The sequence below is a fragment of the Paenibacillus thermotolerans genome (assembly GCF_028745515.1).
GTDB lineage: Bacteria > Bacillota > Bacilli > Paenibacillales > YIM-B00363 > Paenibacillus_AE > Paenibacillus_AE thermotolerans.
In genome coordinates, this window is the sequence record NZ_JAQZSG010000016.1 from 1 (window position 1) to 26,395 (window position 26,395).

Genomic DNA, 26,395 nt, shown 5'->3' on the forward strand with positions numbered 1-26,395 from the left:
TTGATGTGAAAATTGGTGTGTGAGGTTTTATGCAAGGCTAGTGCTTATAGTGTGGCTATTTTCCCGCACAACGCGAAAAACAGGCCTGTAGCAACTCATAGTGTTGCTATTTCCTGTTACATATTACCGGATTACTTTTACAGCGGCGCCATACCGATTATTCCGCGATAAAGGCACCACTTCTCTCCCATATTCCTCAAGCCATTCGATAAAAGCTTTATATTCTCCATTTTGCCAATTATCGTATTGTTCAATCAAATCCCCCATCCTGTAATTTCATCAAAATAGAGAATGGTTCCATTCACGATCCGTTCATTTAGAACAGTCAAAATCGTCTTAGCAGAACTATACAAGTCGGAATCTATATTGATGAAAGCAATCTTTTCGTTATGATGGTTTGCAAATTCAGGTAACGTGTCGCTAAACAACCCTTTACTAAAACGACATTAGAACTTACCTCGGGTAATTTCTCCACAGAGAAAGTCCCCGCTTCGTAATTGAGTGAACCATCCTTTTTTCTTTCCCATGTTTCGGGCAATCCCTCGAACGAATCAAAACCGTATATGATACGGGGTGAAATGATATTGGCGATAAAATTTACGGAGTCCCCTTCTCTCACACCAAATTCTAAAAATAAGCCATCCGTTGATACTTGATCCAACAGATGCTCGAAATGGTCATAACGGTCATCGATACAATAAGAATTACGCATCAACTCAATGAATTCCATAGTACACCTCGGAAATTTAGAAATCAGAAAATGCAAAACTATTGCTATGAACGTACCACTGACCAATAATGAAGGAGACAGCTAACGTTGAATTGTTCATGCAAGGCATTTATTCCAAAAGGATGATGAGTGATGGACTTCAAACTGCTGGCCCACCGACATGTACGCGCAGCATTTGCTAAATAATCAGGAGCCCTTCGTGCATCCGCGTTTGAAAAATATCGTTAACCCCTGCCTGTAAGCACCAAGACGAGATAAGAAAGGAACGGCGGTCCCGACATGGTATTTGCCTTGGACTGCCGTTCCGGTTGTTTAAATACAGTTATTCCCATGATTGGAAGGTGGACCTTAGAATGAATCAATATCATTGCTGCGCCACGTGCATACATTTCGGCGTTAATAAGACGAAGCCCCATACAACTTATAAATGTGAGAGACTGGGCTATGCAACAAAGCCTTCATACAAATTTAATTGCTGGGTCCCGAAAGACATTGTGAAGCAGCGAATAGAAAAAAGGAAATGAAGCCTCAAATTTGTTGTGCCACTTTAAACATATGGCCGTTAAGATCACGGAAGGTAAATTCTTTTACTTCCCACGGCTTATGTTCCAATTCCTGGACAATGTCTACGCCTTTGATTTTATATTCGGCATACATTTCATCTGCATTATCAACAAAAAAGTACGAATGCGCCCGATATGTAGTGAACGATTCCTGTACATCCAAATGCAGTTCAATATCGCCGCATCGTACTGCGGCATATCCGTTGTCTTCCCAAACCCACGCGACATCGAAACCAAGCACATCCCGATAAAATGCAAGAGATTCATCCATAGAATATACCGGTATAATCGGCACCTGACATTGGAACCCCATCCCATACACTCCCTTCATCTTTCAACAGTTCATGTTAGACTCACCGCACTAGGTTTTGCTAAAGTTTTTAATTCTTCCTTTATTTCCTGTTCAATATTCCCAAATATTGTTTCCAGGGCCCGACATCTTCCCTATATCTTTCAGCCATTACTCGTACGATTTGAGCTATATGGGTGAAATCATGGACAACCCACGTAGAAAGCAGTTCGCTTGCCTTCACCACGCCGAATGCAGGGTGCTTACCCGTCAAATCAAGGTGCAATTCAGGCTCAATAAGAGCCTTAAGTTTGGCTATATTATTCAGCCGGGTCGTTTTAAAAGCATGCAATTTTTGTTCAATGGAAGTATTAGAGTTTTCTTGTAAGTGCGAAGTACGGTCAAATGGCGGAAAAGTTTTGCTTTCGCCTTCCGTAATAATCGTTTCCAATCTTGGTATCCAATTCGTATTTTCTGCCTCGATCAGGTGGTCGATCACTTCGGTAACATTCCATGTTCCTTCGCCTTCGTTGCACTGAAGCCACCCGTCGGACAAGCCGGACAAAAAATATTCCAATGATTGCGGTGTGCGCTCCAGAACCTCAATCGCTTCTTTCATATTGAAATTCATATTATCCTCCTCTGTGGAATCTACAATACGGAGATCACCCACGTTATCCAATAAGCCGCCGGCACTAATAATAATTGCGCGACAACTGTCCCCGCTAATCTTGAGACCAGCAGCAATCCGAACACTTTTTGAAGCGCCGCAATATTTTTTTCGCCTCTTAGGACTTTGTCGGTGATCAGGCCGATTTGCGGATCGATCAGCAGGGTCAGTAATATTGTCGCAATGCCATTGATCAGCCCGGACGATTGGGAGGCAGCCGTTGAATATTCGGTAGTCAAGGTCGAGGCAAGCAGGGCGGACAAGACTCCAATTGTATAAATGGCTGTAACAAAACAATTTAGAAGTATTAGCCTTTTGGGTACTCCGCCGATTCTTAAGCGCGCTAACATCGATAGTTTCGGAGACCGCAAATGATTCCGTGCGTTGCTTATTTTTTGAAAGGAAACGGAGGAGCGCACCATTTGAGGTATGGAACCGGCTGCTTCCAGTTGAACCACGACCCTAGAAAAAAGGGAAACGGCTGACGGAAAAAGGAGTATTGCAGCGAGCGTTCCAATAGCTGCCGACCCGACGATCAGTCGAAGTTGATCGGTTAACGCGTACTCCGGGTGATGCTTAGCAAAATCAATCATCTTCCCGAGAAGCGGAGCTTGGACCATGTTAGCCGTTCGAGCAATCAATAGAATAACTCCGGATAAGGACAAGGCGACGGCGAGTCTTCCTAAACGCACCCCTGCTAAACGCAGAGAATAAGTAATGGTTTCCGAAAAATGGATGACGAATGTAAAAACAGAAATAATGATCAGCTGTTCAACCAACAATTCGCTTCCCCTTTTGCCTGTTATTCTAATTGCTAACAAGGTCCCATATTTGAATCGTGACGTGAGGCGCGAATTCTTGCGGGTAGAGAGCGACGGCAACAACCATCGTCAACAAGATGACGACCACGCCGCAGAAGGTTTTCAACGATTTCTTGGTATAACGAGCCGCAATGATTCGACCTGTTAGTATGATGATGATGTTTACCGTCAGAATGGCTGGAATGGCAGCGATCCTGCCTAATCCGGTATAGGGGAAGTATTGAATAAGCAAATAAAGGGTGAGGTATGTCGGTGCAAGCATTAGCAGCACCTTTAATGTACCGAATAAGGCGTTCATTACAGCATCACTCCGTTATAGCGCCGCTCTGTCCAAGAAAGTGGCCATCCTTGAAAAGAATGGCCATTTCGTCCCTTACCTAAGCAAGCGAATTTTGCAATACCGAGCGGTGCCGCAAAATCCAAGCCGCAGCCCGTGCCCGCCAAGCAATCCCCCAAAGCGGTCCTTGACTGTCGGGGGTAACTTGATTCTCAATCGCTTCCTCAGCAGTCTCTCTTACGACCACTTCCAAGATCAGATCGAACATCTTATGCCTTTGAGCCCGATCTAAACCGTAAGCGTCCACAAGCAGCCTAAGCTGCCGAGCTCGAACTGCCAATGAGGGCAAACCTACCCGATCCGCGACATCATCGTCATGAAGCTGCGGAAACAGCCAACATACCCGTGCCAGCTCCGCTAACGGATCGACGGGACCGGCAAACTCCCAATCGATCAGCGCAAAAGGATGCCCATTACGTGTCACCATGTTCCAAGGCGCCACATCGCCATGACTGTATACAACATGCGTTCCGCCCATTCCCCTCAAAAACCATGGCTTCCATTCCGCATCGGCTGCAGGCACAAACTTTGCGGAAGCATCATGAAGCTTTCGAAGCATGCCCCCAACCTCCACTAACGCCTCGTCGCTCCAAGGGCCGGGGTGTATGAACTCCCCTTCAATAAAGCTCAGCATCTCGCGACCGTCTTCGTCCAATCCGGAGCCGATGACGGATGGCAGCGAGGTAAAGCCCGATTCCTGCAAATGCCGCAACAGTGAATGCACGTGCGGCGTCCACGGACCCGAAGGCCGATAAATGACATTCTCCTTGCGAGTAACGGACTTGTCGGCAGATAATACGAGTTCGTTTTCCTTATCTTTCACGCGGTGGTACCCCTTTCGTCATGTAAGGGGAATTTCGCAGTTTAACGGGCTAGTTATGCGTGTTCCCCGTTTGATCATATGCCCGATTGTCATGTACATGGCTTTCCATAGACAACGCCTCCATTCGGTAATACCAATAGAATATCATATAAAAACCAACCGCTACTTGCTCCAATCAAAAAAGTAGCGGCCGAGTTTAATCAAAATTCAATATTCGACGATTCAACGAGGTTTGCAAAAGCCCGAAACTGATCGTTGTAACGGGCGATAATCTCCTCCGCACTTTCATTGCCTATGCTAAAGGTGCTATGGCAGTCTTTGACCACAGTCACTTGATAGTTTAACTCGCTGGCTCGGCGGCTTGTCGCGTGGACGCAATAATCGGTTTGAAGCCCCGTCAAAATAACGTTATCGATCCCTAGCGACTTTAATTCCGTTTGGAGATTCGTTTCATGGAACGAGTCGGGCACGTGCTTTTGAATAATTAAATCCCCATCAATAGGCGCAATCCTAGGGTGTATGTTCCAGCCTTCGCTGTTAGTTTCAAGCGGCTCGCCTTCACCTTCGTTATGTTGGACATATATAACGGGAATGTTTTTTTCTCTAGCTTTTGTAATAAGACTGCTAATTCGCTCTAGCAACCCGTCGCTGTCGTGTAACGGATATTCTTCCATAAACATTCCGTTCTGAACGTCGATGACCAGCAAGGCAGTGCCATTCCCCATCTTTCGGACCCCATTCCATGAATTAATTGGTTTCCTTTCTATTTTATACAAACGTATGTTCCTTTGGCAATATAGTACCTGCGGCAAGCAACAAAACGTGCCTTGATGCGGTAAGAGCCGAAGATCGCAACAAACAACAATAAAATAAGAGCAACTAGCCAAATCCCTAACCGATTTATATCTTTCAGCCCCTCCGCATGAACAATTACAAATACGGACAGTCCGAAAAAGAAAACATATGTCAGGATATTGGGAATTAACCATGCGATTCTTAGCGCCATAGTAGGTTTGCCCATTCGATTATCCTCCATTTCAATTCTTCGTTGATGACTTACCCTTCATTCGGCGGTCGGTACCCTTTATACGCTTCCATTGATTGGAAAGTTACGTCAAAAAATCAATTTTCAAACACTGACATACTGCTGTCAAACTTCACCCTTTACGATGGAGTCAATCCAAACGAAAGGGTGTCTATGTAAATGAGCAGCAACAAAAGCAAATCCGCATGGGTCGTCGCAGGGCTTCTGTTATCGATCCTCATGTCCTCCATGGACAACACGATTCTCGCAACATCAATGGGAACCATCGTAGGGGAGCTCGGCGGCATGGATAAATTCGTATGGGTCATGTCCGCTTATATGATCGCTGAGATGGCGGGGATGCCCATCTTCGGCAAATTGTCCGATATGTACGGCCGCAAGCGTTTCTTCGTCTTCGGAATTATTACGTTCATGCTCGGCTCCGCGCTGTGCGGAACGGCTGACTCGATTGTCGAACTAAGCCTCTACCGCGCGATCCAAGGAATCGGCGGCGGGGCGCTGATCCCGATCTGCTTCACGATCATGTTCGATGCGGTGCCTCCGGAGCATCGCGGCAAGCTGATGGGCATGTTCGGCGCCGTATTCGGCCTCTCGAGCATCTTCGGCCCGCTGCTCGGCGCATACATTACCGATTATATCAGCTGGCAATGGGTGTTTTACGTTAACATCCCGTTAGGCCTTATTGCGCTGCTGCTTATCGCCGGCTTTTATAAGGAAACGATTCAACATGCCAAGCAGCGGATCGACTGGATCGGGGCAATCACACTGGTGGGGGCGGTCGTTTGCTTAATGTTCGCGCTTGAGTTCGGCGGAAAGATGTATGCCTGGGATTCGGTGCAAATTGTCGGTTTATTCGGGGGCTTTACGGTTCTGGCGGCCTCCTTCGTACTCGCCGAGCGGCGCGCCTCGGAGCCGATCATTTCGTTCCGCATGTTCCAGAACCGCCTCTTCGCTTCCAGCAATCTGATCGCCATACTTAGCGGCGCAGCGTATATTATCGCCTCCGTGTACATTCCGATCTTCATGCAAGGCGTATTGGGCGGTACGGCGACAAATTCGGGCCATGTGCTGTTGCCTATGATGCTGGGAACCGTCGTCTCGGCTACCTTGAGCGGCTTCGTCATGAACCGGCTCCCTTACCGGACCATATTATTGACGACCTTGACGCTTCTTGTAGCGGGGACCGGGCTTCTGACGACCATATCGACGGACACATCGCGTTTGATCATCACCTTGTACATGATTCTGGTCGGTTTAGGGATCGGCGCTTCGTTCTCGATTTTAACCAATGCGGCAATGCATTCATTGCCGGGAAATCAAAGAGGGTCGGCCAACGCGACGTTAAATTTCCTTCGTTCTTTGGGAATGACGCTCGGGATTACCATTTTCGGCATTCTTCAAAGCCATGCCATGACGAGAGAACTGTCCGAATCTTTCGCGGCAAAAGGATTGGCCGTACCCAAAGGCATCGACTTTAAGGACCCCTATGTGTTGATGGCTTCCGCATCGCGGGCGCTAATACCGGAAAACGCTTTGGAGCTGATTACGTCCGGTTTGGCATCGTCCATTTCAGGCATTTTTGTTTGGGGGCTCATTCCCGCTTTTCTCTCGCTTGCGGCGGCTTTCGCAATGGGCGGTGAAAAGCACGATCCGAAGGCGGAATCGGAAGCGTACGCCGCATCTCATTAACGAGAGGGGGCGCTCACGTCGACCGCATCGAACTGATGCGGTCGACTTGCGCCTCCGCATACTTATTCAGCATATGTTCAAGCATCGTCTTGAATTCGGTTCTCCACTCGGCAGGCTCCTCGAGTTCCGCCTCTTCACCGAAGCTTAATAGAATCGGGAACAGCCATCTCTTTTCTTCGGGCGATTTCAAACGAAGCGTGACGGTAAGCGTACCGTCCGAATGAAAGTGTTTTTCCCGATCATTGAAATAATCAAGAGCTCTGGCAAGTATAAAGCGCGAAAACCGAACGGAGGCGACGATCGGCTCCTCCGGTATGAGATCTTCGAATGCCCCGCGTTCTTGAACGGGCATTTCATGCTGCCGGTGAAACGTCTCCGCCAGCACCTGCACGTCCGTCATTCTGGACAATCGAAACTCGCGGTAATCTTTGCGGCTTCTGCAGAAGCCGTAAAGATACCAAGTACGGTTCTTATACATTAAACAGATCGGCTCGACGGTTCGGTTCGTTCTTTCGTTTTTCAAGCTCATATATTCCATGTACACGACTTTGCGGGACTTGATCGCAGACCGAAGCAGCCGAAGCGTCTCCTTGTTCGACCAGCGGTTCTCGATTTCCAGCGTCATGCCCGGCCCCGAGCCCTCGGACCGGATCGTCTGAAGCTTGCGGACCGTATCCATCGTCTGCTCGTCCACGAACACGCCGGACAAGCCGTTCAGCATCGTAAGCAGCGTTTCGATATCGAACGAGCTTAACAGACTTTTATCCATCTTGTACGTTTCCATGATCCCGTACCCGCCGTTTACCCCTTGATAGGAAACGACCGGAATGCCCGCTGCGCATATGGCGTCGATGTCCCGATAGATCGTCCGCTGCGAAACCTGATATTTTTCCGCCAGCTCCGATGCCGAAATCACTTCGTTGTTTAATAGCATATATATCATTGAAATCAACCGCTCTAGTTTCATAGACTTCCCTCCGTGATCCGTCCGCGCTCTCTTTAAAAACTCCCTATGATCCCGTCAAGTTAATTCCATGTAAAATTTTCGGAACTGCCATATCCGAATCTGGTTTTGAGCTCCTATGAAATTGGTGCCGCAGCCCTAATCTATCAATTATCATTTTTACCAAAGTTTAGCATCTATTTTACCTTCTACTGATTTTTACCAACTACATTATAGCTGAGGCGGGAGCGGCCCCGCCATCAATACATACGGGAGGGAAATAATAATGAAAAGCTTTACCCCAACGAAATGGCGAAGCCGGCTCACAGCCGTCGCTCTTACGTCCGCCCTGCTGATGCCGGGATGGGCCGGTCAAGCTCTCGCGCAAGCCGAAACCGGACAGGAAGCGTTGATTTCGCAATTGAACGCCGCTGATTCTACCGTCACATCTTCCGTCTATGCGCCGCTCAGCTTGTCCGTCCGCGATCTGGACGTGCTGTCCGGAATCGAGACGCTTCAGGCCGAGACGGGCAACCCGGACGAATCGCTGTCGCTCTATATCGACGATGTGCAGATGCCGGCCGTTCAAGGCTTGCCGAAACCGCCGGAATTCGTAATGGAGGTGAACGGATTCGACAACGGCTTTAAGAACGGCATCTTAATCGGCGATCAAGTCGTTCACATTTTTGAAGGCGCGGTCACCGGCTACCAAACCGTAAGGGTGCCGATTCCGACGAATTTTCTGCAAAAAGGCGCGAACGTCATCTCCTTATATTCGGGTAACAATCAGGCGCCTACCGGTACGGAAGGCAATAATGACGATTTTACCGTGCGGAACTTCCGTCTGATATTATCCGACGGAACGGTCATGCCGGTGGAGGACATCAAGGTGCGCATCGGTGACGGATCGATCCAGACGGTACCGGCGACGGATCCGGTTGCGCTTCGCGACGGTTTGCCGCCGAACGACCTGACAGCGAGGGAAAGCGCGGATTTCCTGTTTACGATTCCGGACGAAAAATTTCTCGCTTGGTCGTATGAGTGGGATACGACGCAATCCGCGGACGGAGTTCATACGGTAACGGCGAAAGCGGCCGGTCCGAACGGCGAGCAAACGGTCGAAGCCAAAACAATCGTCGATAACTCCAAGCCGGTTATCGAATCCACCTCGATCGTCGAAGGGAAAACGTACAAAGGAAACATCGAGTTTTCCGTTAAAGCGGTCGACACGGTATCGGGAATCGCCAAAGTGGAAGGAAAGCTCGACGGCAATCCGATCCGGCTGCCCTCCACCGTTGCGGGAGTGGATCTCGCGCCGGGGGCGCATCGGTTTGAGGTGACCGCGACCGATAAAGCGGGAAATCAGCAGTCGGCTTCCGTCTCGTTCAATGTTGTTGAAGAGCATCCGTATAAGCCTGCGGAAACGGACCCTGCCGACGGTGCGCAAGTCGCCTCGCTTAACCCGAAGCTGAATGTCCGGGTGAACGACCCGACCGGCGATCCGATGGATGTAACGTTTTATCAAGGTTTCCGGGCCGATTTGAACAATAAGACCGTCAATAAAGCTTATTCGAACGCTACGGACCGCGAGCCTCCGCTGGAAATGATCCCGTCCGGCGAAACGGAATTCAGCGCGGAAGCATACTCGGCCGCCGCCGTCGCGGACGACAGCTACTTCACGACGGATGCCGATACGAAATTCCCTTACCACCGCTTCGATCTTACGTTGCAAAACAATCTTGCGGGGATCAAGGAAGTGGAAGTCGTATGGGAAGGCCATTCGCTTCCCGGCCGCCAAGTGACGCTATACACTTGGAACTACAACACCGGCAAGTGGGAAGCGGCCGCTTCCGGCATGGGTGAACTAGACTTTACGCTGCGCGCGATGGTCAGCGTCAAAGACATGGTGCAGAACAACGTCATCCGCGTGCTGGTTCAAGATTTGATCCCTTCGCCGGACGAGTATGACTTCACGTTCGCCTGGATCACCGATACCCAATATTATTCCGAGAGCTACCCGGACATCTTCGATAAGATGAACCGATATATTGTCGATAATCGCAAGGAGCTGAAGATCGACTATACGGTTCATACGGGCGACATCGTCGACGACTGGAACCAGCCGAACCAGTGGGCCAATGCGAACAAAAGCATGAAAATATTGGACGACGCTAACATGCCTTACGGTGTCGTGGCCGGCAACCATGACGTGAATTTCAACGCGGCGAACTATGCGGAATATTGGAAGTATTTCGGCAAAGACCGTTTCGAAGACCGCCCTTATTACGGCGGACAATTGGGCAATAACCGGGACCACTACGACCTGATTTCTTCCGAAGGCAATGATTTCATCATCCTGTACTTAGGCTGGTCCATTACGCAGGAAACGATCGATTGGGCGAACGAGGCGCTGAAGCAGTATCCGGATCGGAATGCGATCGTCGCTACCCATGAATACATCTCGCCGAGCGGCGACTACACGGGACAAGGCCAGGAAATATGGGAGAAAATCGTTGCCAAGAACGACAACGTATTCCTCGTGCTCTGCGGGCATCACCATGGGGTCGCTTATAACGTAAAGCATGTCGGCGACCGCACCGTCATCGAGATGCTGTCCGACTATCAAGCGGGGCCGGAAGGCGGCTCGGGCTATTTGCGCCTTCTCCACTTCGATGCCGAGAACGGACAGCTGATCGTGAACACCTATTCGCCGTACAAGGATGACTACAATTTCTTTGCGGATGAAAAGGAAGAATTCAGCCTGCCGATCGAGCTTAAGCCTGTTGAGAAGCAGGTGGCGACGGACTACATCGCAGTCAATGCGTATACCGACAACGTGATCGGCAAAGCGTCCGACATACCGAGCGGCGGGAAAGCGACCGTAGGCTGGAGAGGCTTAAAAAAAGGCTCGACGTATTATTGGTACGTAAGACTCTCTGACGATTACGGCGGAAGAACGACGTCCGACGTATGGGGCTTTACCGTTCGATAATAGGAAACTTTTGGGGAATGGGCCCGGCCGTTCGGGTTCATTTCCTATCATCTTTTTCAAGGTGGGGAAATCGCCATGTTGTTCCATTTCTATAGATTCACAGTAATGTTATGCGCGCTGCTTTTAATCTTCATCGCCCCTCCGCTTCAGGCGCAAGCCCATATGTCCACGATCGGGTATTCGGACATCGCCTTGCGCGGGAATACGATCCAGTATTCTCTTTACTTGGATCCGCAGGAAATCGGCCAGTGGATCGACCTGCACGGGAAAAAAGTATTCGTTATCGGTCCGGACGAAGAGCCGAAAGCAAACGAAAACGGGATCGGCTGGGAACGTTCGGAGCTGGAGCGTTTGGTCGCGGATTACTTGACGGTCAAAAACAACGATACGGCGGGTTTGCCGGAAATGACGGATGCGAAGCTCGTCAAACGCGGCGAAACGGATTACGTCCGGATGGATTTGCAATACGAGTTCGAAAAGCCGATCGAGCGCTATCAAATCGAGTACCGGTTCTTCTTCGACGACTTGGATCCGAAGCACCGCAATATTGCGAACGTGACCGCAGGCGAAGGGGAGACCGCCTCCACAACGGAGCATATTTTCAACAGCGGCAGCCGGGAGTTCGGCGGAAACGCGGCCGTAGCGGCGGCAAGCGCCGGGCGGGGCGTCATCAAGTTTGAGGTTCCCGGCTGGATGCATACGTTTTGGACTTATACCGTCATGGGGATGGAGCATATTTGGGAAGGGTACGATCATCTCGTCTTTTTGCTCGGGCTTGTCATTCTCAAGCAAAAAAAGCCGGACTACTTGAAAATGCTTACCGCTTTTACTGTCGGACACAGCATTACGCTCGCCTTGTCCGCGCTGGACATATTCACGATCTCGCTGAATATCGTAGAGCCTCTCATTGCGCTCAGCATCATCTATATCGCCGCCGAAAACATATGGTTGAAGCATCATACGAGCTGGCGGTGGCTGGCGGCATTGCTGTTCGGATTCGTGCACGGCTTCGGCTTCGCCGATATTTTGCGCGGGTCTCTCGGAGGTAATTACGTTCTTTCCCTCTTCTCCTTCAATCTGGGCGTCGAGCTCGGACAGCTGGCCGCACTCGCCGTTTTGCTGCCGTTGCTGGCGTGGGGCTTCAAGGTTCGATGGTATCCGAGTATGGCGTTCGGCGTATCCGGCATCATCGGAGCGGTCGGATGTTTTTGGTTTATTGAGCGTCTTTGGGATACTCTTGCCGCCTCTTAATTATTAAAATGGGCAAGCTTTTCCGGATTCATCACGATATAAACGTCCGAGATTCGGCCGGACTTGCATTGAAACGTAATCACGGCGAAGGTATAATCCGACGCTTTCAGTTCAACGCCGAGGCCTCCGTTCATTTCGCCGACGCGGCACGTAAATCCGGCCGGAACCTCGGGATGAACGGCCGCCAAATAACGGATGATGCGATCGGGTCCGATGATCGGGCGAACGGCCGCTTTTACTTTGCCGCCGCCATCGGTATAAAGAACGGAGTCTGCCGATAGTATGTCAACCAGCCCCGCCACGTTTCCCGACAAAAGGGCATCCACGAATCGACCGACCAAAGCCGGTTCGACCGCATCCGGCGATACCGTTGTTTCGCGTTTGCCCGCAGACAAGCTTTTTCGGGCGCGGTAAAAAATTTGCCGGCAATAATTGGCGTTCTTTCCGACGATGTCGGCTATTTCATCGAACGGGTATTGAAACACTTCACGAAGCAAAAACACGATCCGCTCCGTGGCGCTCAACTGCTGAAGCAGCAATAAATAAGCCGTCGACAAAGACTCCTTCATCACCACACGGTGCAAAGGGTCGTTGCCGGGAGTCGGGGCGGCGCCCGTTCTGACCGGCTCCGGCAGCCACGGCCCTGTATATACCTCGCGCTTATTGGCGGCGGACTTCAGCCGATTGATGCTTCGGTTCGCAACCGTCCTGCATAAATAAGCTTTGACATTGCGGACATGCCCCGAAGGCGTTTCCTCCAAAGAAAGAAACGCCTCGTGCACGAGGTCCTCCGCCTCCGTAACGCTCCCCAGCATATGGTACGCCACTGAAAACAAAAGCGGCTTCAATTCCGAATATAAAACACCGGTCTCCATCCGATTCCCCCCAGGCCGCCTTTACATTCGTTCCCGAATGACGGCAAGCGCCGCCCGCTTGGCGCTCGCCAGCGCGGCATCCGCCAGCATCTCGTCTACGAAGGTCCAATCTCCCGCGACGTACAGCCCGTCGATCTCGGGCACCTTCGGTCCGGGTACGATATTATTATTATCGATGTCTTGAAAGCGGTACGCAACCGTCATTTTCGGCAGAAACTGGCGGGCGGTTTCCTCCGCTCTCCACCCCGGCTGCATGAGGTCCATCGCCGCTTCCAGCTCCCGTTCGTCGGCTTTCGGCTCGCTCGGGTTCAACCCCAGATGTTTGATGAGATGTACGACGACGGAACCGTCATCGCTCATTGTGGCGACCGAAGTCGGATTGTTATAAAAGAGCGGCCGGTCGAGCCAAAAACCGGCGACGAAATCCCGCTTCGGCGACGGCAGCCGGCGGAGCACCAGATCGAGCGAAGCCCCCGTCATCGGGCGAATGCGACGATTCCAGTCCGCAAGACTCGTCTTCTCCGCATTCTCCACCATATTGCATAATTGCGCCGGAGCGGCGGTCGCGACGACGCTTCGCACATCCATCGTTTCATCGCCCGCTAATCGGATCCATAGTGTTTCTCCGCTCCGTTCGATTGCCTTTACCGATTTGCCGGTCAGGATGACGACTCCGAGCCGTTCCGCTGTCTCTTCCAATTCGCGAACGAGGGATGCCCACCCGCCGTCGACATAGAACGCCTTTCCACCGAACGTCCGCTGCAGCTGCCGGACAGCCGGGCCGGCAAGCTGCAGCTCCGGATGCGGCACGAAGGTGTTGGACCGGCAGACGGAATAAATAACCTCCCGCACGAGCGGATCGCCGAATTCGCTCTCCACCCAATCGCGCAGGCTGATGTTCGGGAATGCGCCGGTTTTCATGCTACCGAGCCTCATCATGAGCCGGGCAAGCTCCATCTTTCCGCTTGCGGAAAACAGCTTGGACAAAAGCAGCTTCATAGGCCCGGCAGGCAGCGGATACATGCTCCCGTCCCTTACGGCGACAGCCGACGGCGGGGGGTTGGCGCCTTTGAGCTCGATCCCCAGTTCCTTCAAAATCAATTCGCCCGCCCCGTCCTGATAGAACGCATGAACTCCCAAATTCAGCAGCCCGCCGCCCTTTTTCATCGTTCTTGCACGTCCGCCCAATACATTCGACTTCTCTAACAGCACGACCGATAACCCCGCCTTCGCCAAGAAGACGGCAGCGGTAAGCCCGGCAAGTCCCCCGCCGATCACCGCTGCGTCCCATCTTTTGTCCGATATGCTCACGGCCTTCACCTCATGTTTTTGACCATATGACAAGGAAGAGGAACGTTTTGTTACAAAAAAAGCGCTCGCAAGGAAAAATGTTTTCCCGCAAGCGCCGTGCGCCTTACAGAGCTACACAATAAACCGGTACCCCGAGCCCCATACTGTACCGATATATTGAGGCTTCGACGGATTGTCCTCAATTTTCTCCCGGATGCGGGCGATGTGCACCGTCACCGTAGACGTGTCGCCAAGCGCATCAAGCCCCCAAATTCGCTCGAACAGCTCCTCTTTGCTGAACACCCGATTCGCATGCTGCACCAGGAACAGCAGCAAATCGAACTCTTTATGCGCCAGCTGCACTTCCTGTCCGTTCACAAACACTCTCCGGGAATCCTTCTGTATTTCCAGCCCCCTGACCTGCAGCTTGCCGCCCGCTCCGGTTTTGCCGAACCGTTCCTTCATCCGGTCGAACTTTTTGATATGCGCGTTCACCCGCGCCACGAGTTCCCCGGAGCTGAAAGGCTTCGTAATATAATCGTCCGCCCCTAAGTCGAGACCGTTGATCTTATAAATTTCCTCCGCTCTGGCCGAAACGAGCAGCACCGGAATGTCTTCCTTCTCGCGAATCGTCCGCAGCACGCCGAACCCGTCCATCCCCGGCAGCATAATGTCCAGAATCACGAGGTCAAACCGCTCCCTTTCCAAAGCCGCTAAACCTTCAGGTCCGCTGTTTACGATCGCCACGGAATAGCCGCTCAGCTCCAAATAATCCTTCTGCAGGTTGGCTATGCTTTGATCGTCTTCTACGATTAATATGTTTTTCATCGCACCCTCCGGGAAACGCTACACTTTTTTTAGCGAAATCATCATACGGGTACCTTCCCCAACGCTGCTGGCGACCCAAATTTTCCCCTCGTGGTCCTCCACGATTTGTTTGGCGATCGCAAGGCCGAGTCCGCTGCCTTCCGCGCTTTTTCTCGACGCATCCGCGCGATAAAACCGTTCGAAAATAAATGGAAGGTGATCCTCGGGTATTCCGTGTCCGTTATCTTTGATTTCTATTACAGCGGAAGTCCGCGTTTCTCTTAACACAATATCCACACGGCCTTCGCCCTGTTTATCCATGTACTTCTTGGCGTTGTCCAATATATTTTGAACGACTCTCTGAAATCGTTCTCTATCGATAGAGACAAATACAGTCTCGTTCCATTCGCAGATCAGCGATAAAGCAACGCCGGCCTTTTCATATTCGTAGCGGTGATCGGTCACGCAATCTTCGAAGTATTGCTTCACGTCCGTTTTCTCGAAATGATACGGAATTTGGTTCAAGTCCAGCCTGGAATATAGAAGCAGATCGTCGATCATGGCATTGACCAAAATCGCCTTTGACCGCGCCGTTTCCAAGTATTCGTTCATCTTTTCCGGCGTCTTGGCCACTCCGTCCATTATCCCTTCAATATATCCCTGTATGGCGGCAACCGGCGTTTTTAAATCGTGCGAGATGCTGGATACGAGGAACTTTCGGTTCTCGTCGTATTTCCGCTGCAAATAGACGGACTCCTTCAGCTTGATTCTCATCAGCTCCAGCGTCCGGCTCAGCTCTTTCACCTCGTCCTCGCCTTCCTCCGCAATTCCTCCGCTTATATCGCCTTCGCTGATTTTTGCGGCCGCCTCGTTCAATCTTGAAACCGGAATAATAATTCGCTGCGAGAACCGGTAAGACACCCAAAAGTTCATAATTAGAAACGTAATAATAAAAAAGCCCGCCGTAAATAGTCCCAGCGTCATAAAAAAGCCCGTATTCATGCGGAACGGAGCAAGCAGCAGCAGCACGCCTTCCTCGCCGGAGGAAAGCCGGTAATCCGTCCTTGCGAATAGAAACGTCTTGTTATTGAGCTGCAACGTATCGATGCTCGGCGTATTGTCCGACAGCATCAAGCTTTTCTCGAGGTCGATTTTGTCCAGCTCTGCAGTAGAAAATATGACTTCTCTATTTTTCAAAATGACGGCGTCGGCTCCCAGGAGCTTTACCCGGTCGGACAGCTCCCGCTGCGTTCGTTGATCGAGCAATTGTTCGAACGAAAGAGCTTCCGCAAACCTCTTGATTTCGCCGATTCCCGTTCGGATCTCGTAGCTTCGTTTCCATTCGTCCATTTTCGCTTTAGGGCCGAATACGGCGGTATGTGCGGCGACAAAAATCGTCGCGGCCAACATGGTCAAGGCGATGGAACCGAGCACCGCCAGCGCATTCATGGCAAAAAATCGTTTGGTCAATCGCACCGTAAATTACCTTTCTATAGATCTTTGCGGTCGAACAAATAATAACCCGCGGTAAACAGCATTATACCACAGCCCGACATGATCAAGAGTTGCCGAACGATCTTATACCAATTGACCGTCTCTGAAATCCAGAGCGTATACCAGTCAAACATGGAAGTAATGAGAAAGCTCGAATAGCCGGAAAACACGATGCCCGCAAAGGTGAACCCGATATAAATAAGAATCGAAAGAAAAAATACCGCCAGCCCGCCGCGAATAACATTCGAAAGCAGCACGACCAGAAGGGAGAACACAAACACCGGGAAAAACGTTGCGCCATAGGACAAAACGATTCTCGCAAAATCGGACAAGCCGGCGGACGACGGATTAAAGATAACCCCTGCCAGCACGGAAAGCGCCATGAAAAACGCCAAATTCGCAATAATGAACGAGGCGAGGTTCAGCACCTTCGCGCTGAATACGCCGAACCTGGAAACCGGCCGCATAAGCGTTATTTTCATCGTGTTGGACGAAAATTCGCCGTTAAACATATCGATGGCCGCGAACGTTGCAAAGAGCGGCAGGATCGTATGGGAAAACATCGATAAGACGACCAAAGGAAATTCGGCGCTGCCTACCACCCGCAATCCGAAGCCGTGCTTGATCGCGGTAACGGCGACTTGTCCGATCAGTACGGCCAGAATGGACAGCACGGCGGCCGCGATGATTTTCTTCTTCTTCAGCAGCTTGACAGTTTCGTTGATGTATGCGGCCTTAAACCCTTCCATTCCGGTCCACCTCGCTTACAAAATAATTTTCCAAGGAAGCGTAGTTCGACAAAATGTTCTTCGTATAGTCCGTTCCGACAAGCTTTCCTCCGTACACGACGCCGATTCTGGTGCAGGTTAGCTCCACATCGTGAATCAGATGGCTGGATATAAAGAACGTCGTGCCTTCTTCTTCGGCAAGCCGTTTGATCAGCCTGCGCATATCGAGCATCCCCTCGACATCGAGCCCGTTCAGCGGCTCGTCCAATATGAGCAGCTTCGGATTCGACAGGATCGCCGCCGCGACGCCCAGCCGCTGCTTCATCCCGAGCGAGAACTTTCTCGATTTCTCGTGCTTATATTTCAACATGCCGGTAAGCTCAAGACATTCATCGATTCTTCGCTGATCGACCTGCGGGTAATACCTCGCAAGCAGCCTCAAATTTTCGTTCGCCGTTAAATAGGGGTACGACTCCGCCGTTTCGATTATGCAGCCCACATGCTTCATCGCATTCACATAATCGTCTACGATGCTGGCCCCGAATATTTTCACATCCCCGCGGTCCGGTTTCATGAGTCCCGCCATCATCTTCATCGCTGTCGTCTTTCCGGCGCCGTTCGGCCCGAGAAAACCGAATATTTCGCCTTGCGCCACTTCCAAATCCAAATCGCCGATGCCCCGGCCGTTCGCATAAACTTTAGTCAAACCGGTAATTTCTATCGCTTTCGTCAACAACGGCAGCCTCCTTCCAAAAATGAGAGATGGCCGCTCCCTCAAGCGTTATTTCGCCTGAGGGAACAGCCGTTGAGCTTACTCAAATACGCGGTCGAACTGCGGGTCGTAATATTGACGCCCCATCCCGGAGCGATACGAATTGTCGTCGATCACCTCGATGCCCAGTTCCAGGTACACATTCCCGTTGCCGCCGATATGAAGACTTCCGAATTCCTTCTCGCCGTCTGCATTCGTATAGCTGAATAACGACATCGGCTTTGAGCTTTCCGGAGCATACTCGAATGTAAAGCTGTACGGGTTCGGATAGTCTGTCTTGTATTCGGGCTTCACGTTCTCCTGATATTTGCCCGTCACTTTTCCGTCAGCGACGCTCGTAATCTCGACAATTCGCTCGCCGATCTTCACAAACCGGCCGTCTTTCTCGATCACGATGTTATTTTTGTATGTCCCGACATACTTGCTGCTGAAGCCGCCCAATTGCCCGTTAACCTTCTCGACTTCCGCATTCGTCAGATCCGGCGCGCTCACCTTTGTCCGACCGATATTCGAGAGCTTGAACACGATGTCCAGCGTCATGTCGTGTTGAACGCCGTCCTTGTCTTTCCCGGACAACGTCGCGCTGCCCGTCACTTGCTCCAACAATCCGCTTTTGTTTTCTACCGCTGTGCCCGTAACCCTTTTGACATAAATATCGCTTTCGATTTCCGGCAGCTTCGAATGTTGTTCGGAACGTCTTTGGTCGCTAATAATCTGCTTCATGCCAAAGGAAGAAACCGCATTGACAATCGCCGGCACCTGCACCTCGGACAAGCTTCCCGAATAGATCCGGCCTCCTTCGGTTCTTTCCTCCACCTGCACATGATCCTTCAAATTGCCGACCACTGCGTCAAAGATTTTCTCCATTTCCGTAAAACCGTTTTGGTTGAACGGACTTGTAAACATCCCCCAGTCGTCTCTTGCGTTCGGGTATCCCGTTGCATAATATTTATCGTCCAAGCTGTTTTTCCATACGGAAAGCTTTCGATCGGAATAAGAATAGTTCGATTTGGATTCGCCGTCCGATTCCTGAGTTACGGTCGTTTCTTCCATCGCTTGATTTTCCGTATCGATTTTCAGGACGCTGGAAACTTGAAGCATCGTTCGATCGTTATCCTTCAGCGTCATCAATACTTCGGTCGTGTAGCTGTCTAGCCCGTTCTCCATTTGCGCGGCCGTATGCTTTGCCGAATCTTTCAACCGGTCGTAGCCCGTGCCGAGCGCCATATCGGCGAACGCCGTAGATACGAAGACGCACGCTCCGATAGTAAAGGAAAGCAGCGTGACCGCTTTTTTGCTTAGCTTCATTGTGGTTCTCCTTTATAACGATTTTGGGGAAACGTTTCCTTGCTCTTCATTATAGACAAGGTGGATTGAATCGGAATAAATAAACTATTAACAAAAAATAAAATCGGATGATGGAACGAGGCCGCCGCGGATTGTTCCCCGCGACAGCCCCTCTCTATAGACATTATTCTACTTCCCTGCGTATACTCCATCCTGATAAGTCATTGTATATATCATTCCGGCATCCGTTAATATTGCTTTATCGATATGATCCGTGACCAACGAAACGATGCGCCCGTCCGTATCGATTTTATATAACCCGGGCTCATAGCCGTCCGCCACGAAATAAACGCCGGAATCCCCTACAAAAAACGATCTGATATGCTTACCGCTCTCGATCAGCTTTACTTCCTTCTCCGCCGCAATTCGATATCGATACAATTCGGAAATGGTAGTATTGGCACTGTTTGCAGCCGCCGAATAATACAAATCTCCATTATGGAACGTAACGTTCGACACTTTCCTTTCAATCAAGACCCGATCGTTTCCTCCGTCCAACTCAACCGATTTCAAATAACCCGAACTTGCGTCGATGTAAAAAATTTGGTTTTCCGCCATCCAGAAGTCATCTGCCGCAGAGGTCAGCTTAACGTGCGTCCGATCTGCGAGGTTAATTTTGTATACTGAGCTTTCGTCTTTAGGATCGGTTTCATTATATCCTAACGTGTAGAGGTAGCCGTCTTTAACGTACAATCCTCCTCGCCCCGTATAACTACCTCCTCCATTTTCATTTATCGTCCGATCGATTCCATAGGCGTATCCGTTTTGAGCGATCAAAGTCACGTTTTTTGTTTTCGTATCGACCTGGAACAAGTTGTTGGCCGGGCCGCTCATGAACAAGAAGTCCGTAAAGTAAATATTCGCTCCTGCTTTCGCAAAATTCATGAGGCTCTTTCCTGAAAGCACTTCTTTAAGGGCACCGTTCTCCACCTTTAGTAAGCCTTCATGCCCCATTATTAGTTCCCCGTTGTGAAGAGTGACGTACAGCTCGTCGTCTAAATGCAGCACATCCCCCAGATAACCGTAAGACGTTTTCCATGGTTCAAGCGAGCTGATCATCGTAGATTTATTATCGGCAAAGCTGAACGCATAAAGGCCGCTTTTGTTATTTACCTCGGAAATGAAGTAAAGTTTATCGCCATCGACCTTTGCAGAGCCAAACACGGGGTTCCCCGGCACTTGAACTTTCACCTCTTTTTGCCCGTCTGCTTTTTTAAATAGTTGTTCAATTACATCGGATTCTTTATAAACGGTCTGAATGAAATAACTCGTATTTCCGTACCTAGTTAAAGGAGTCACCGATTTCTCATGATCGATTCGTTTCCGGGTGTCTGTCAGCTGGGTTTTGATTTTATCTTTAATTGCGATCGTCTGCGGGTGCTGTAAATCGACCGATTCGTCACCGATTAAAATCAACCCGTCCAGCCAATCGATGTTTTTCTCCAAAGCTGCAGCCGTACTCCTAAGAGGCAATACGATTCGGCCATCGATGAGCTGGGGCGGTACATCCAAGGCAACAGGCTGATTATTGACCAACATGGTTTTGTTGTTCACCGTTAACTTAATCGTCTTATGCAAATTTGGGTTCGTTAAGATCACATCGTCGGGGTTTTGCTTATTCCAGATCACATTCCAATTGCCTTGACCGTTGGCGGTTTGATCGGCAAGATAACCCATGAACCGAATCGGAACCAACACGCGCCCGTTTTTTTCAAACATCCGATAGTCTCCGTAGAGATCGGCTTGTTGACCGTTAATGAATGCCTTCCCCTGATAATCGTACGGAACGATCGCCAGCCGGTCGAACACTTCATGTAATGGCTTCTTCCCCTCTTCAGCAGCATAAGTCGGATGAATTCCAAGAACGAAAACAATAGCGAAACATAATAAGACCGTTAACATTCTCACGAAAAGGTCCCCTTTCTATAAGTCCCGCGCCTCCATAACCTCATATTGTCTCAACGGAACGTATCCGAAAAAGGTTGCGCCCCCCCTTCGAAAAGGCGAGGCGCACGTAATAGGTTAGAAGGTGCTTGCTTTATTCGTATCGGGACACCAGCGGGAGGTGCGGTAATGGCGGATCAGCAGTTCGATCGCTTCCTCGGTGCGAATGTTGGTTAACGCCTCCGATGCGTATGCCCTGGCGTACCGGTCCTTGCTGTTCAGCGCTTTTTCCAGCACGGACAAGACCTGCCCGGCATCAACGGATTTTCCTGTGCGCAGTAAAGCTAATGCCGCCGTATATCCGATTTTATTTATGATATATTGCTGCTGATTGACGTACATGTCGTTCGGCTTCGGGGCATCGTCGCTTTCCGACGCCAATGACTGCGCCAATGCATCCGCAATAGCGGGGACAACTTGCTCCGAAGGCTTGCCGATCATGCCGAGCGCTTCAACTGCGTTGCGGCGAACCCATTCGCTTCCGTCCTCCCGCAGACAGGCCGTCAATGCCGGCACCGCTTCATATGCGTCCGGACCGACGATCATGCCGAGCACGAATGCGGCCAGCCCTCTTCGTTTCTCATTCGGATGCCGGTTCAAAATCCGTGTTAGCTCGTAAGCCGCTTCCGCACCGGCCGCTTGAAGGCCGTAAGCTGCTCGCTCCGCCGTCTGATTCGTTCCGTTGTTTATGCAATCGATCAATATGCCGATTCCTTCGGCCCCCATGCGTCCAAGCGCATAAGCGGCATTCAGCGCCTCTATTTCAGAGGAACCGCGAAGAAGGTCTCCCAAGTCGTCGGATGCGCGATGTTCATGCGACTCGCGGCCGATGTCCGGCATCGACTGTCTCTTTCCGCGCAGCCAATCCCATACGTCCTGCCACAAATCCGTATGCCGCGCGGGTAACCCGTCCGGAATGCTCAGCTCCGGATTACGATGATTCCAGCTTGCATATTCCGGCGCCTTCAAACGGACGAACTGGAATTTCAGCATAAATCGGTCCAGTCCAGAAAGATTGAGCGTGGCTTTGTGCCATATGTCGAAATGAACGAGCACCATCGTTCCCGCTTTGCCGGTCGGCAGCAGCGTCTCTCCCTTGTCCCCGATGAACTTTTCGTAATATTGCGTGCCGGGCATAATAGCCGTCGGACCGAGCTCCTCCGTAATATCCTGCGTGTAATAAAAAATCATGGCCCACCACGGGCGATGGCTGCGCATGGACGACCAATAGCCGTCTTTATGCCATTGTCCGCCGCCGGGCGTTTGATTGCCGGGGCTGTTGTAATGGCAATGTCTGTGCGGGTGCATGTAGTAGTCCGGACCCAATATGCTTGTTAAAGCGCCTTTGACAATGGGAGTATCGAAGAAATGCTGAATTTCCGGGATCCTCGGCAAAATATTGTTGCCCGGGTTGCCTTCCTCCTGAAATACGCGGGTAATTTTGTTCATAACGCTCCGATGCAGCTCATCGGGAAGTTCGTTCCGAAGCACAACGTAACCTTTGGTAATGAATTGAGACATTTGTTCATCCGTCAACAAATATTTTGCATCTAGCAACTGCTTTCACTCTCCTTCGACTTTTCTATTCCGCGTATAGTGTAACAACGATGACGTTAATTGTATTTACAGAATCGTATCATCTTTTATACAATCGTCATATGAAATGAACACGATCGACAAAGCCGAAGGGGAACGACATGGATTTTGCCGCATTGCATCCTTACGTATATTACGCGACCCGCTACCCTTTCTCCAGAAGGCAAGCCAGCCTGTCAAGAATGTGCTACTCATCTTCCCTATACTTGATCAGCGAAGGAAAGGGCGCTTTGGCGACGGAAGGCCGAATCTACGAAACGAAACCCGGCTCGCTAATTTATATTCCGGCAGGGCAAAAGCACGATTGGATCGCCGACAAAGACGACCCGATGGTACACGTTTGCTGTTATTTCGATTGGGCATTTACGGATCGCCGGGCGTTCTTTCCGCATCCGCACACGATTTGCTATCAGGAGCATGAGCTGATCCCGTCAATGATCGGCCCGTTCTTTCCTATGGAAATACCTGAATATACCTTAGTTGAGAAGCTGTGGGTTTGGATCGAAATGTTTGAGAAGTTTTATACCTCGAATGAGTACGCGAACGAGAAGACGTATATTCGCGGGTTGAAGGTGCAAAGCCGGTTCAAGCAGTTCATTGAGTTTTTTCTGACTCAGGTGTTGAAGGAGGAGCACATTCCCGACGCACGAATCTTCAAGCTTCTGGATCGGCTGGAGCAGGATTTAACGCGTGGACAGCTGCTGCCGCTTGAAGCCTACTACGCAAAAATGCAGGTTAGCCGGGGTTATTTTTTTGAATTGTTCAAAAAAGCGACCGGCATGCCGCCGACCCAATATATTAATCATTTCAAAATCAACCGGGCAAAGGAAGACCTTCAATTTACAGACCTGAGCATTACGGAAATCGCTGAAAAGCACTGCTTTTCGTCCATCCATTACTTCTCGAAGCTGTTCCGGCAGTTAACCGGTCATACGCCTAAAGAGTATAGGGACTTGCGGCGATGATCGTTGCCCGCCGACACTTCGCTATCGGACAACATTGACGCTATACCGCCAGTTTGCCCACCGCCATTTCGCTCCCTCGGACTCCACGGACGATATATCGCTAATTTACCCGCCGCCATTTCTCTAACGGACACCACAGACGCTATATCGCCATTTTGCCCACCGTTATTACGCTAACGGACACCACAGACGCTAAACCCTTATTTTAGGTGATTTTCCCTACTTTTTCAGGGTAATAACTGCAGTGGTGTCCGTTAAAGCTCCAAACTCCGCTCAAAACGCCGAATAACTGCATCCCTGTCCGTTACGTTAGAGAGAGCCGCCAGCCATCCGATCTTGATTGGTCCGATGCCCGAGATTGGCGTTCCTGACCAAGAGCAGCCCTCTCCTGCGCACCAGATCGTGCAGGACGCGCCGAGTGTACCGCTAGCACAATCGAATGTGTGCCGAAGCTTCATCGCCATTTCGCTAACGGACACCACAGACGCTATATCGCCATTTTGCCCACCGTTATTTATCTAACGGACACCACAGACGCTAAACCCTTATTTTAGGTGATTTTCCCTACTTTTTCAGGGTAATAACTGCAGTGGTGTCCGTTAAAGCTCCAAACTCCGCTCAAAACGCCGAATAACTGCATCCCTGTCCGTTACGTTAGAGAGAGCCGCCAGCCATCCGATCTTGATTGGTCCGATGCCCGAGATTGGCGTTCCTGACCAAGAGCAGCCCTCTCCTGCGCACCAGATCGTGCAGGACGCGCCGAGTGTACCGCTAGCACAATCGAATGTGTGCCGAAGCTTCATCGCCATTTCGCTAACGGACACCACAGACGCTATATCGCCATTTTGCCCACCGTTATTTATCTAACGGACACCACAGACGCTAAACCCTTATTTTAGGTGATTTTCCCTACTTTTTCAGGGTAATAACTGCAGTGGTGTCCGTTAAACCTCTAAACTCCGCTCAAAACGCCGAATAACTGCAGCCCTGTCCGTTACGTTAGAGAGAGCCGCCAGCCATCCGAATTTGATTGGTCCGATGCCCGAGATTGGCGTTCCTGACCAAGAGCAGCCCTCTGCTAACCAAATCGTGTAGCACGCGGCGTATGTGCCGAAAGAAGCAAGCTCCGCCGGCATAAAGGAGCGCAGCGACTGGCGAGCGAACCGCAGCGCTTCCGCTTTCCCCCAGTTCAAGTCCGATGGCGTATATGTTGCGTTGAGAGACACAGGGATATATATCAACTATTTATTTCCCGAGCAATGTTTGCATAGCGAATTCAAAGAAAGCCGACGTATCTTCCTGCGAACCGAACCCCGCCTGCGCCATGACGGTACTGCCCCCGCCTTTGCCGTGAAACTGTCCCACATGCTCTTTAATGAAGGCGCCGCAGGAACGTTCGAATCGGCCGCTGTGCGCAAGGACGACTTTGCAGCCCGTAAAGTCGGCGAGCAGGACGGGAACGTCGCTCATCGTCGTAAGCTTTAGCGCTAAGCTTTGCAGCTCCTTCAGCGGCTTGTCCTCAAACGAATGCGCGATCAGGCCGTCTTCCCTCATCTCTAAAAGCTCGCGAGCCGCATATGTATCGTTCGCCTCCTTCAGCGCCGCAAGCTCTGTCTGAAGTAGCCTCTGCTCCAGCTCCCACTTCTCGATGCGGTCGATAATTTCGTCCTTCCCCGTATTGAATTTCGCAGACAGCTCCCCCAATATCCCAAGGCAGTCATTAAATTCCTCTAAAGCCCTGTTTCCGCATTTGAAAGTAATTCGGGTATTCCCCTTCATCTTTTCCGCTCTCAGCAGCTTGATCATTCCGATTCCGCCCGTCGAACCGACATGCGTCCCGCCGCAGGCGTTATACTCCACGCCTTCGATCTCGACAATCCGCACCTGACCGGTCACCTTCGGCGGCTTGACCAGCGGCAGACGGGATGCCTCCTCCTCGGAAACCATATAAGCGCGAATGCGGCGGTTATCGTAAACGGCTTGATTCACTTCACGCTCCAGAGAGACAAGCTCCTCCGGCGACAGCTCGGATCGCTCCACATCGATCGTCGCGGCTTCGGCGCCTAGATGGAAGCTTACCGTCATAGCGCCATAAAGCTTTAAGCATACGGCCGACAACAGATGCTGGCCGCTGTGCTGCTGCATATGATCGAACCTCCGCCGCCAGTCGATCCGGCATGCCGCCGCCGTCCCCTCTGGCAATCGCTCCACTTTATGCAGCATTTTATCTTCCTCGCTAACGACGTCAAGAACGTGAATTCCGTTGATCGTCCCATAATCGCAAGGCTGTCCTCCTCCATGAGGATAAAAGGCGCTTTCTTCCAAAACGACGTACCATCCGTCCTGCCTTTTGAGCGTCTCAGTGATCCGCGTCTCCCATTCCGTCAGGTATGCGGAGTCGTAATACAATCTATTAGTCATAAG

General features: G+C 50.8%; 25 protein-coding genes. 4 read left to right on the forward strand and 21 right to left on the reverse strand.

From position 1 onward, the window contains the following. Positions 1–254: 254 nt before the first annotated feature. From PT964_RS26555 to PT964_RS14345, 9 genes are all read right to left on the reverse strand, one after another. Positions 255–428 carry a TylF/MycF/NovP-related O-methyltransferase gene (locus PT964_RS26555; protein WP_425262729.1) on the reverse strand — a complete coding sequence of 58 codons (174 nt, stop codon included), beginning with the start codon at positions 426–428 and terminating at the stop codon, positions 255–257. Then, positions 362–730, reverse strand: coding sequence for a class I SAM-dependent methyltransferase (locus PT964_RS14310; RefSeq protein ID WP_274364043.1), 369 nt, complete (start codon positions 728–730; stop codon positions 362–364). The genes PT964_RS26555 and PT964_RS14310 overlap by 67 nt, the downstream gene beginning before the upstream one ends. Positions 731–1,258: 528 nt before the next feature. Continuing rightward, positions 1,259–1,606 carry a VOC family protein gene (locus PT964_RS14315; RefSeq protein WP_274364044.1) on the reverse strand — a complete coding sequence of 116 codons (348 nt, stop codon included), beginning with the start codon at positions 1,604–1,606 and terminating at the stop codon, positions 1,259–1,261. Positions 1,607–1,685: 79 nt separating this feature from the next. Beyond that, a complete protein-coding gene (locus PT964_RS14320; protein ID WP_274364045.1) occupies positions 1,686–2,213 on the reverse strand; it encodes a DinB family protein in 528 nt (175 codons plus the stop codon). Positions 2,214–2,233: 20 nt separating this feature from the next. Beyond that, a complete protein-coding gene (locus PT964_RS14325; protein WP_274364046.1) occupies positions 2,234–3,031 on the reverse strand; it encodes a lipid II flippase Amj family protein in 798 nt (265 codons plus the stop codon). A 28-nt stretch (positions 3,032–3,059) separates the two neighbouring features. Then, the gene (locus PT964_RS14330; protein ID WP_274364047.1) at positions 3,060–3,371 is read right to left on the reverse strand and encodes a hypothetical protein; all 312 of its coding nucleotides are present in this window, start codon (positions 3,369–3,371) and stop codon (positions 3,060–3,062) included. 79 nt (positions 3,372–3,450) lie between these two features. Then, positions 3,451–4,233, reverse strand: coding sequence for an aminoglycoside phosphotransferase family protein (locus tag PT964_RS14335; protein ID WP_274364048.1), 783 nt, complete (start codon positions 4,231–4,233; stop codon positions 3,451–3,453). A 200-nt stretch (positions 4,234–4,433) separates the two neighbouring features. Beyond that, the gene (locus PT964_RS14340) at positions 4,434–4,958 is read right to left on the reverse strand and encodes a cysteine hydrolase family protein (protein WP_274364049.1); all 525 of its coding nucleotides are present in this window, start codon (positions 4,956–4,958) and stop codon (positions 4,434–4,436) included. 38 nt (positions 4,959–4,996) lie between these two features. Beyond that, positions 4,997–5,254, reverse strand: a complete 258-nt coding sequence (locus tag PT964_RS14345; RefSeq protein ID WP_274364050.1) for a hypothetical protein — start codon at positions 5,252–5,254, stop codon at positions 4,997–4,999. Between the two features lie 183 nt (positions 5,255–5,437). Between PT964_RS14345 and PT964_RS14350 the strand changes: the two genes are divergently transcribed. Further along, positions 5,438–6,967 (forward strand): MDR family MFS transporter, encoded by a 1,530-nt coding sequence (locus PT964_RS14350; RefSeq protein WP_274364051.1) that lies wholly within the window; start codon positions 5,438–5,440, stop codon positions 6,965–6,967. 13 nt (positions 6,968–6,980) lie between these two features. Here the strand turns inward: PT964_RS14350 and PT964_RS14355 are convergent, their stop codons facing one another. Next, positions 6,981–7,934, reverse strand: a complete 954-nt coding sequence (locus PT964_RS14355; RefSeq protein WP_274364052.1) for a helix-turn-helix transcriptional regulator — start codon at positions 7,932–7,934, stop codon at positions 6,981–6,983. A 262-nt stretch (positions 7,935–8,196) separates the two neighbouring features. Here PT964_RS14355 and PT964_RS14360 point away from each other — a divergent pair, with 262 nt between their 5' ends. Both PT964_RS14360 and PT964_RS14365 read left to right on the forward strand, forming a co-directional pair. Further along, on the forward strand, positions 8,197–10,902 hold the full coding sequence (locus PT964_RS14360) for a metallophosphoesterase (RefSeq protein WP_274364053.1): 2,706 nt from the start codon (positions 8,197–8,199) through the stop codon (positions 10,900–10,902). 162 nt (positions 10,903–11,064) lie between these two features. Beyond that, positions 11,065–12,153: a HupE/UreJ family protein gene (locus tag PT964_RS14365; protein ID WP_274364054.1), complete on the forward strand. Its 1,089-nt coding sequence runs from the start codon at positions 11,065–11,067 to the stop codon at positions 12,151–12,153. Here the strand turns inward: PT964_RS14365 and sigJ are convergent. The 9 genes from sigJ to PT964_RS14410 form a co-directional block, all read right to left on the reverse strand. Beyond that, the gene (gene sigJ, locus PT964_RS14370; protein WP_274364055.1) at positions 12,150–13,028 is read right to left on the reverse strand and encodes an RNA polymerase sigma factor SigJ; all 879 of its coding nucleotides are present in this window, start codon (positions 13,026–13,028) and stop codon (positions 12,150–12,152) included. The two genes, PT964_RS14365 and sigJ, sit on opposite strands and share 4 nt — an antisense overlap. Before the next feature lie 21 nt (positions 13,029–13,049). Continuing rightward, complete coding sequence (locus PT964_RS14375) at positions 13,050–14,339, reverse strand: phytoene desaturase family protein (protein WP_274364056.1); 1,290 nt, start codon at positions 14,337–14,339, stop codon at positions 13,050–13,052. Positions 14,340–14,450: 111 nt separating this feature from the next. Beyond that, entirely contained in the window at positions 14,451–15,146 is a 696-nt protein-coding gene (locus tag PT964_RS14380) for a response regulator transcription factor (protein WP_274364057.1), read from the reverse strand. A gap of 18 nt (positions 15,147–15,164) precedes the next feature. Further along, a complete protein-coding gene (locus PT964_RS14385) occupies positions 15,165–16,601 on the reverse strand; it encodes a sensor histidine kinase (protein ID WP_274364058.1) in 1,437 nt (478 codons plus the stop codon). A 14-nt stretch (positions 16,602–16,615) separates the two neighbouring features. Then, positions 16,616–17,368, reverse strand: coding sequence for an ABC transporter permease (locus PT964_RS14390; RefSeq protein ID WP_274364059.1), 753 nt, complete (start codon positions 17,366–17,368; stop codon positions 16,616–16,618). Continuing rightward, complete coding sequence (locus tag PT964_RS14395) at positions 17,355–18,080, reverse strand: ABC transporter ATP-binding protein (protein ID WP_274364060.1); 726 nt, start codon at positions 18,078–18,080, stop codon at positions 17,355–17,357. Before PT964_RS14395 ends, PT964_RS14390 begins: the two co-directional genes overlap by 14 nt. 78 nt (positions 18,081–18,158) lie before the next feature. After that, a complete protein-coding gene (locus PT964_RS14400) occupies positions 18,159–19,427 on the reverse strand; it encodes a hypothetical protein (RefSeq protein WP_274364061.1) in 1,269 nt (422 codons plus the stop codon). Between the two features lie 168 nt (positions 19,428–19,595). Beyond that, a complete protein-coding gene (locus PT964_RS14405) occupies positions 19,596–21,368 on the reverse strand; it encodes a DUF5050 domain-containing protein (RefSeq protein ID WP_274364139.1) in 1,773 nt (590 codons plus the stop codon). 120 nt (positions 21,369–21,488) lie between these two features. Then, on the reverse strand, positions 21,489–22,967 hold the full coding sequence (locus PT964_RS14410) for a HEAT repeat domain-containing protein (protein WP_274364062.1): 1,479 nt from the start codon (positions 22,965–22,967) through the stop codon (positions 21,489–21,491). A gap of 140 nt (positions 22,968–23,107) precedes the next feature. Between PT964_RS14410 and PT964_RS14415 the strand changes: the two genes are divergently transcribed. Then, entirely contained in the window at positions 23,108–23,971 is an 864-nt protein-coding gene (locus PT964_RS14415; RefSeq protein ID WP_274364063.1) for a helix-turn-helix transcriptional regulator, read from the forward strand. A 944-nt stretch (positions 23,972–24,915) separates the two neighbouring features. On the opposite strand, the gene PT964_RS14420 is transcribed toward PT964_RS14415, so the two are convergent. After that, complete coding sequence (locus PT964_RS14420) at positions 24,916–25,212, reverse strand: hypothetical protein (RefSeq protein ID WP_274364064.1); 297 nt, start codon at positions 25,210–25,212, stop codon at positions 24,916–24,918. Between the two features lie 4 nt (positions 25,213–25,216). Continuing rightward, entirely contained in the window at positions 25,217–26,392 is a 1,176-nt protein-coding gene (locus PT964_RS14425; protein ID WP_274364065.1) for an alanyl-tRNA editing protein, read from the reverse strand. Positions 26,393–26,395: the final 3 nt, after the last annotated feature.

Bases quoted from the DNA above. Each gene is read 5' to 3' on its own strand.
- PT964_RS14310 (WP_274364043.1), bottom strand. From the start codon at position 730: ATGGAATTCATTGAGTTGATGCGTAATTCTTATTGTATCGATGACCGT.
- PT964_RS14315 (WP_274364044.1), bottom strand. From the start codon at position 1,606: ATGGGGTTCCAATGTCAGGTGCCGATTATACCGGTATATTCTATGGAT.
- PT964_RS14320 (WP_274364045.1), bottom strand. From the start codon at position 2,213: ATGAATTTCAATATGAAAGAAGCGATTGAGGTTCTGGAGCGCACACCG.
- PT964_RS14330 (WP_274364047.1), bottom strand. From the start codon at position 3,371: ATGAACGCCTTATTCGGTACATTAAAGGTGCTGCTAATGCTTGCACCG.
- PT964_RS14340 (WP_274364049.1), bottom strand. From the start codon at position 4,958: ATGGGGAATGGCACTGCCTTGCTGGTCATCGACGTTCAGAACGGAATG.
- PT964_RS14345 (WP_274364050.1), bottom strand. From the start codon at position 5,254: ATGGGCAAACCTACTATGGCGCTAAGAATCGCATGGTTAATTCCCAAT.
- PT964_RS14350 (WP_274364051.1), top strand. From the start codon at position 5,438: ATGAGCAGCAACAAAAGCAAATCCGCATGGGTCGTCGCAGGGCTTCTG.
- PT964_RS14355 (WP_274364052.1), bottom strand. From the start codon at position 7,934: ATGAAACTAGAGCGGTTGATTTCAATGATATATATGCTATTAAACAAC.
- PT964_RS14360 (WP_274364053.1), top strand. From the start codon at position 8,197: ATGAAAAGCTTTACCCCAACGAAATGGCGAAGCCGGCTCACAGCCGTC.
- PT964_RS14365 (WP_274364054.1), top strand. From the start codon at position 11,065: ATGTCCACGATCGGGTATTCGGACATCGCCTTGCGCGGGAATACGATC.
- sigJ (WP_274364055.1), bottom strand. From the start codon at position 13,028: ATGGAGACCGGTGTTTTATATTCGGAATTGAAGCCGCTTTTGTTTTCA.
- PT964_RS14380 (WP_274364057.1), bottom strand. From the start codon at position 15,146: ATGAAAAACATATTAATCGTAGAAGACGATCAAAGCATAGCCAACCTG.
- PT964_RS14390 (WP_274364059.1), bottom strand. From the start codon at position 17,368: ATGGAAGGGTTTAAGGCCGCATACATCAACGAAACTGTCAAGCTGCTG.
- PT964_RS14400 (WP_274364061.1), bottom strand. From the start codon at position 19,427: ATGAAGCTAAGCAAAAAAGCGGTCACGCTGCTTTCCTTTACTATCGGA.
- PT964_RS14405 (WP_274364139.1), bottom strand. From the start codon at position 21,368: ATGTTAACGGTCTTATTATGTTTCGCTATTGTTTTCGTTCTTGGAATT.
- PT964_RS14415 (WP_274364063.1), top strand. From the start codon at position 23,108: ATGGATTTTGCCGCATTGCATCCTTACGTATATTACGCGACCCGCTAC.
- PT964_RS14425 (WP_274364065.1), bottom strand. From the start codon at position 26,392: ATGACTAATAGATTGTATTACGACTCCGCATACCTGACGGAATGGGAG.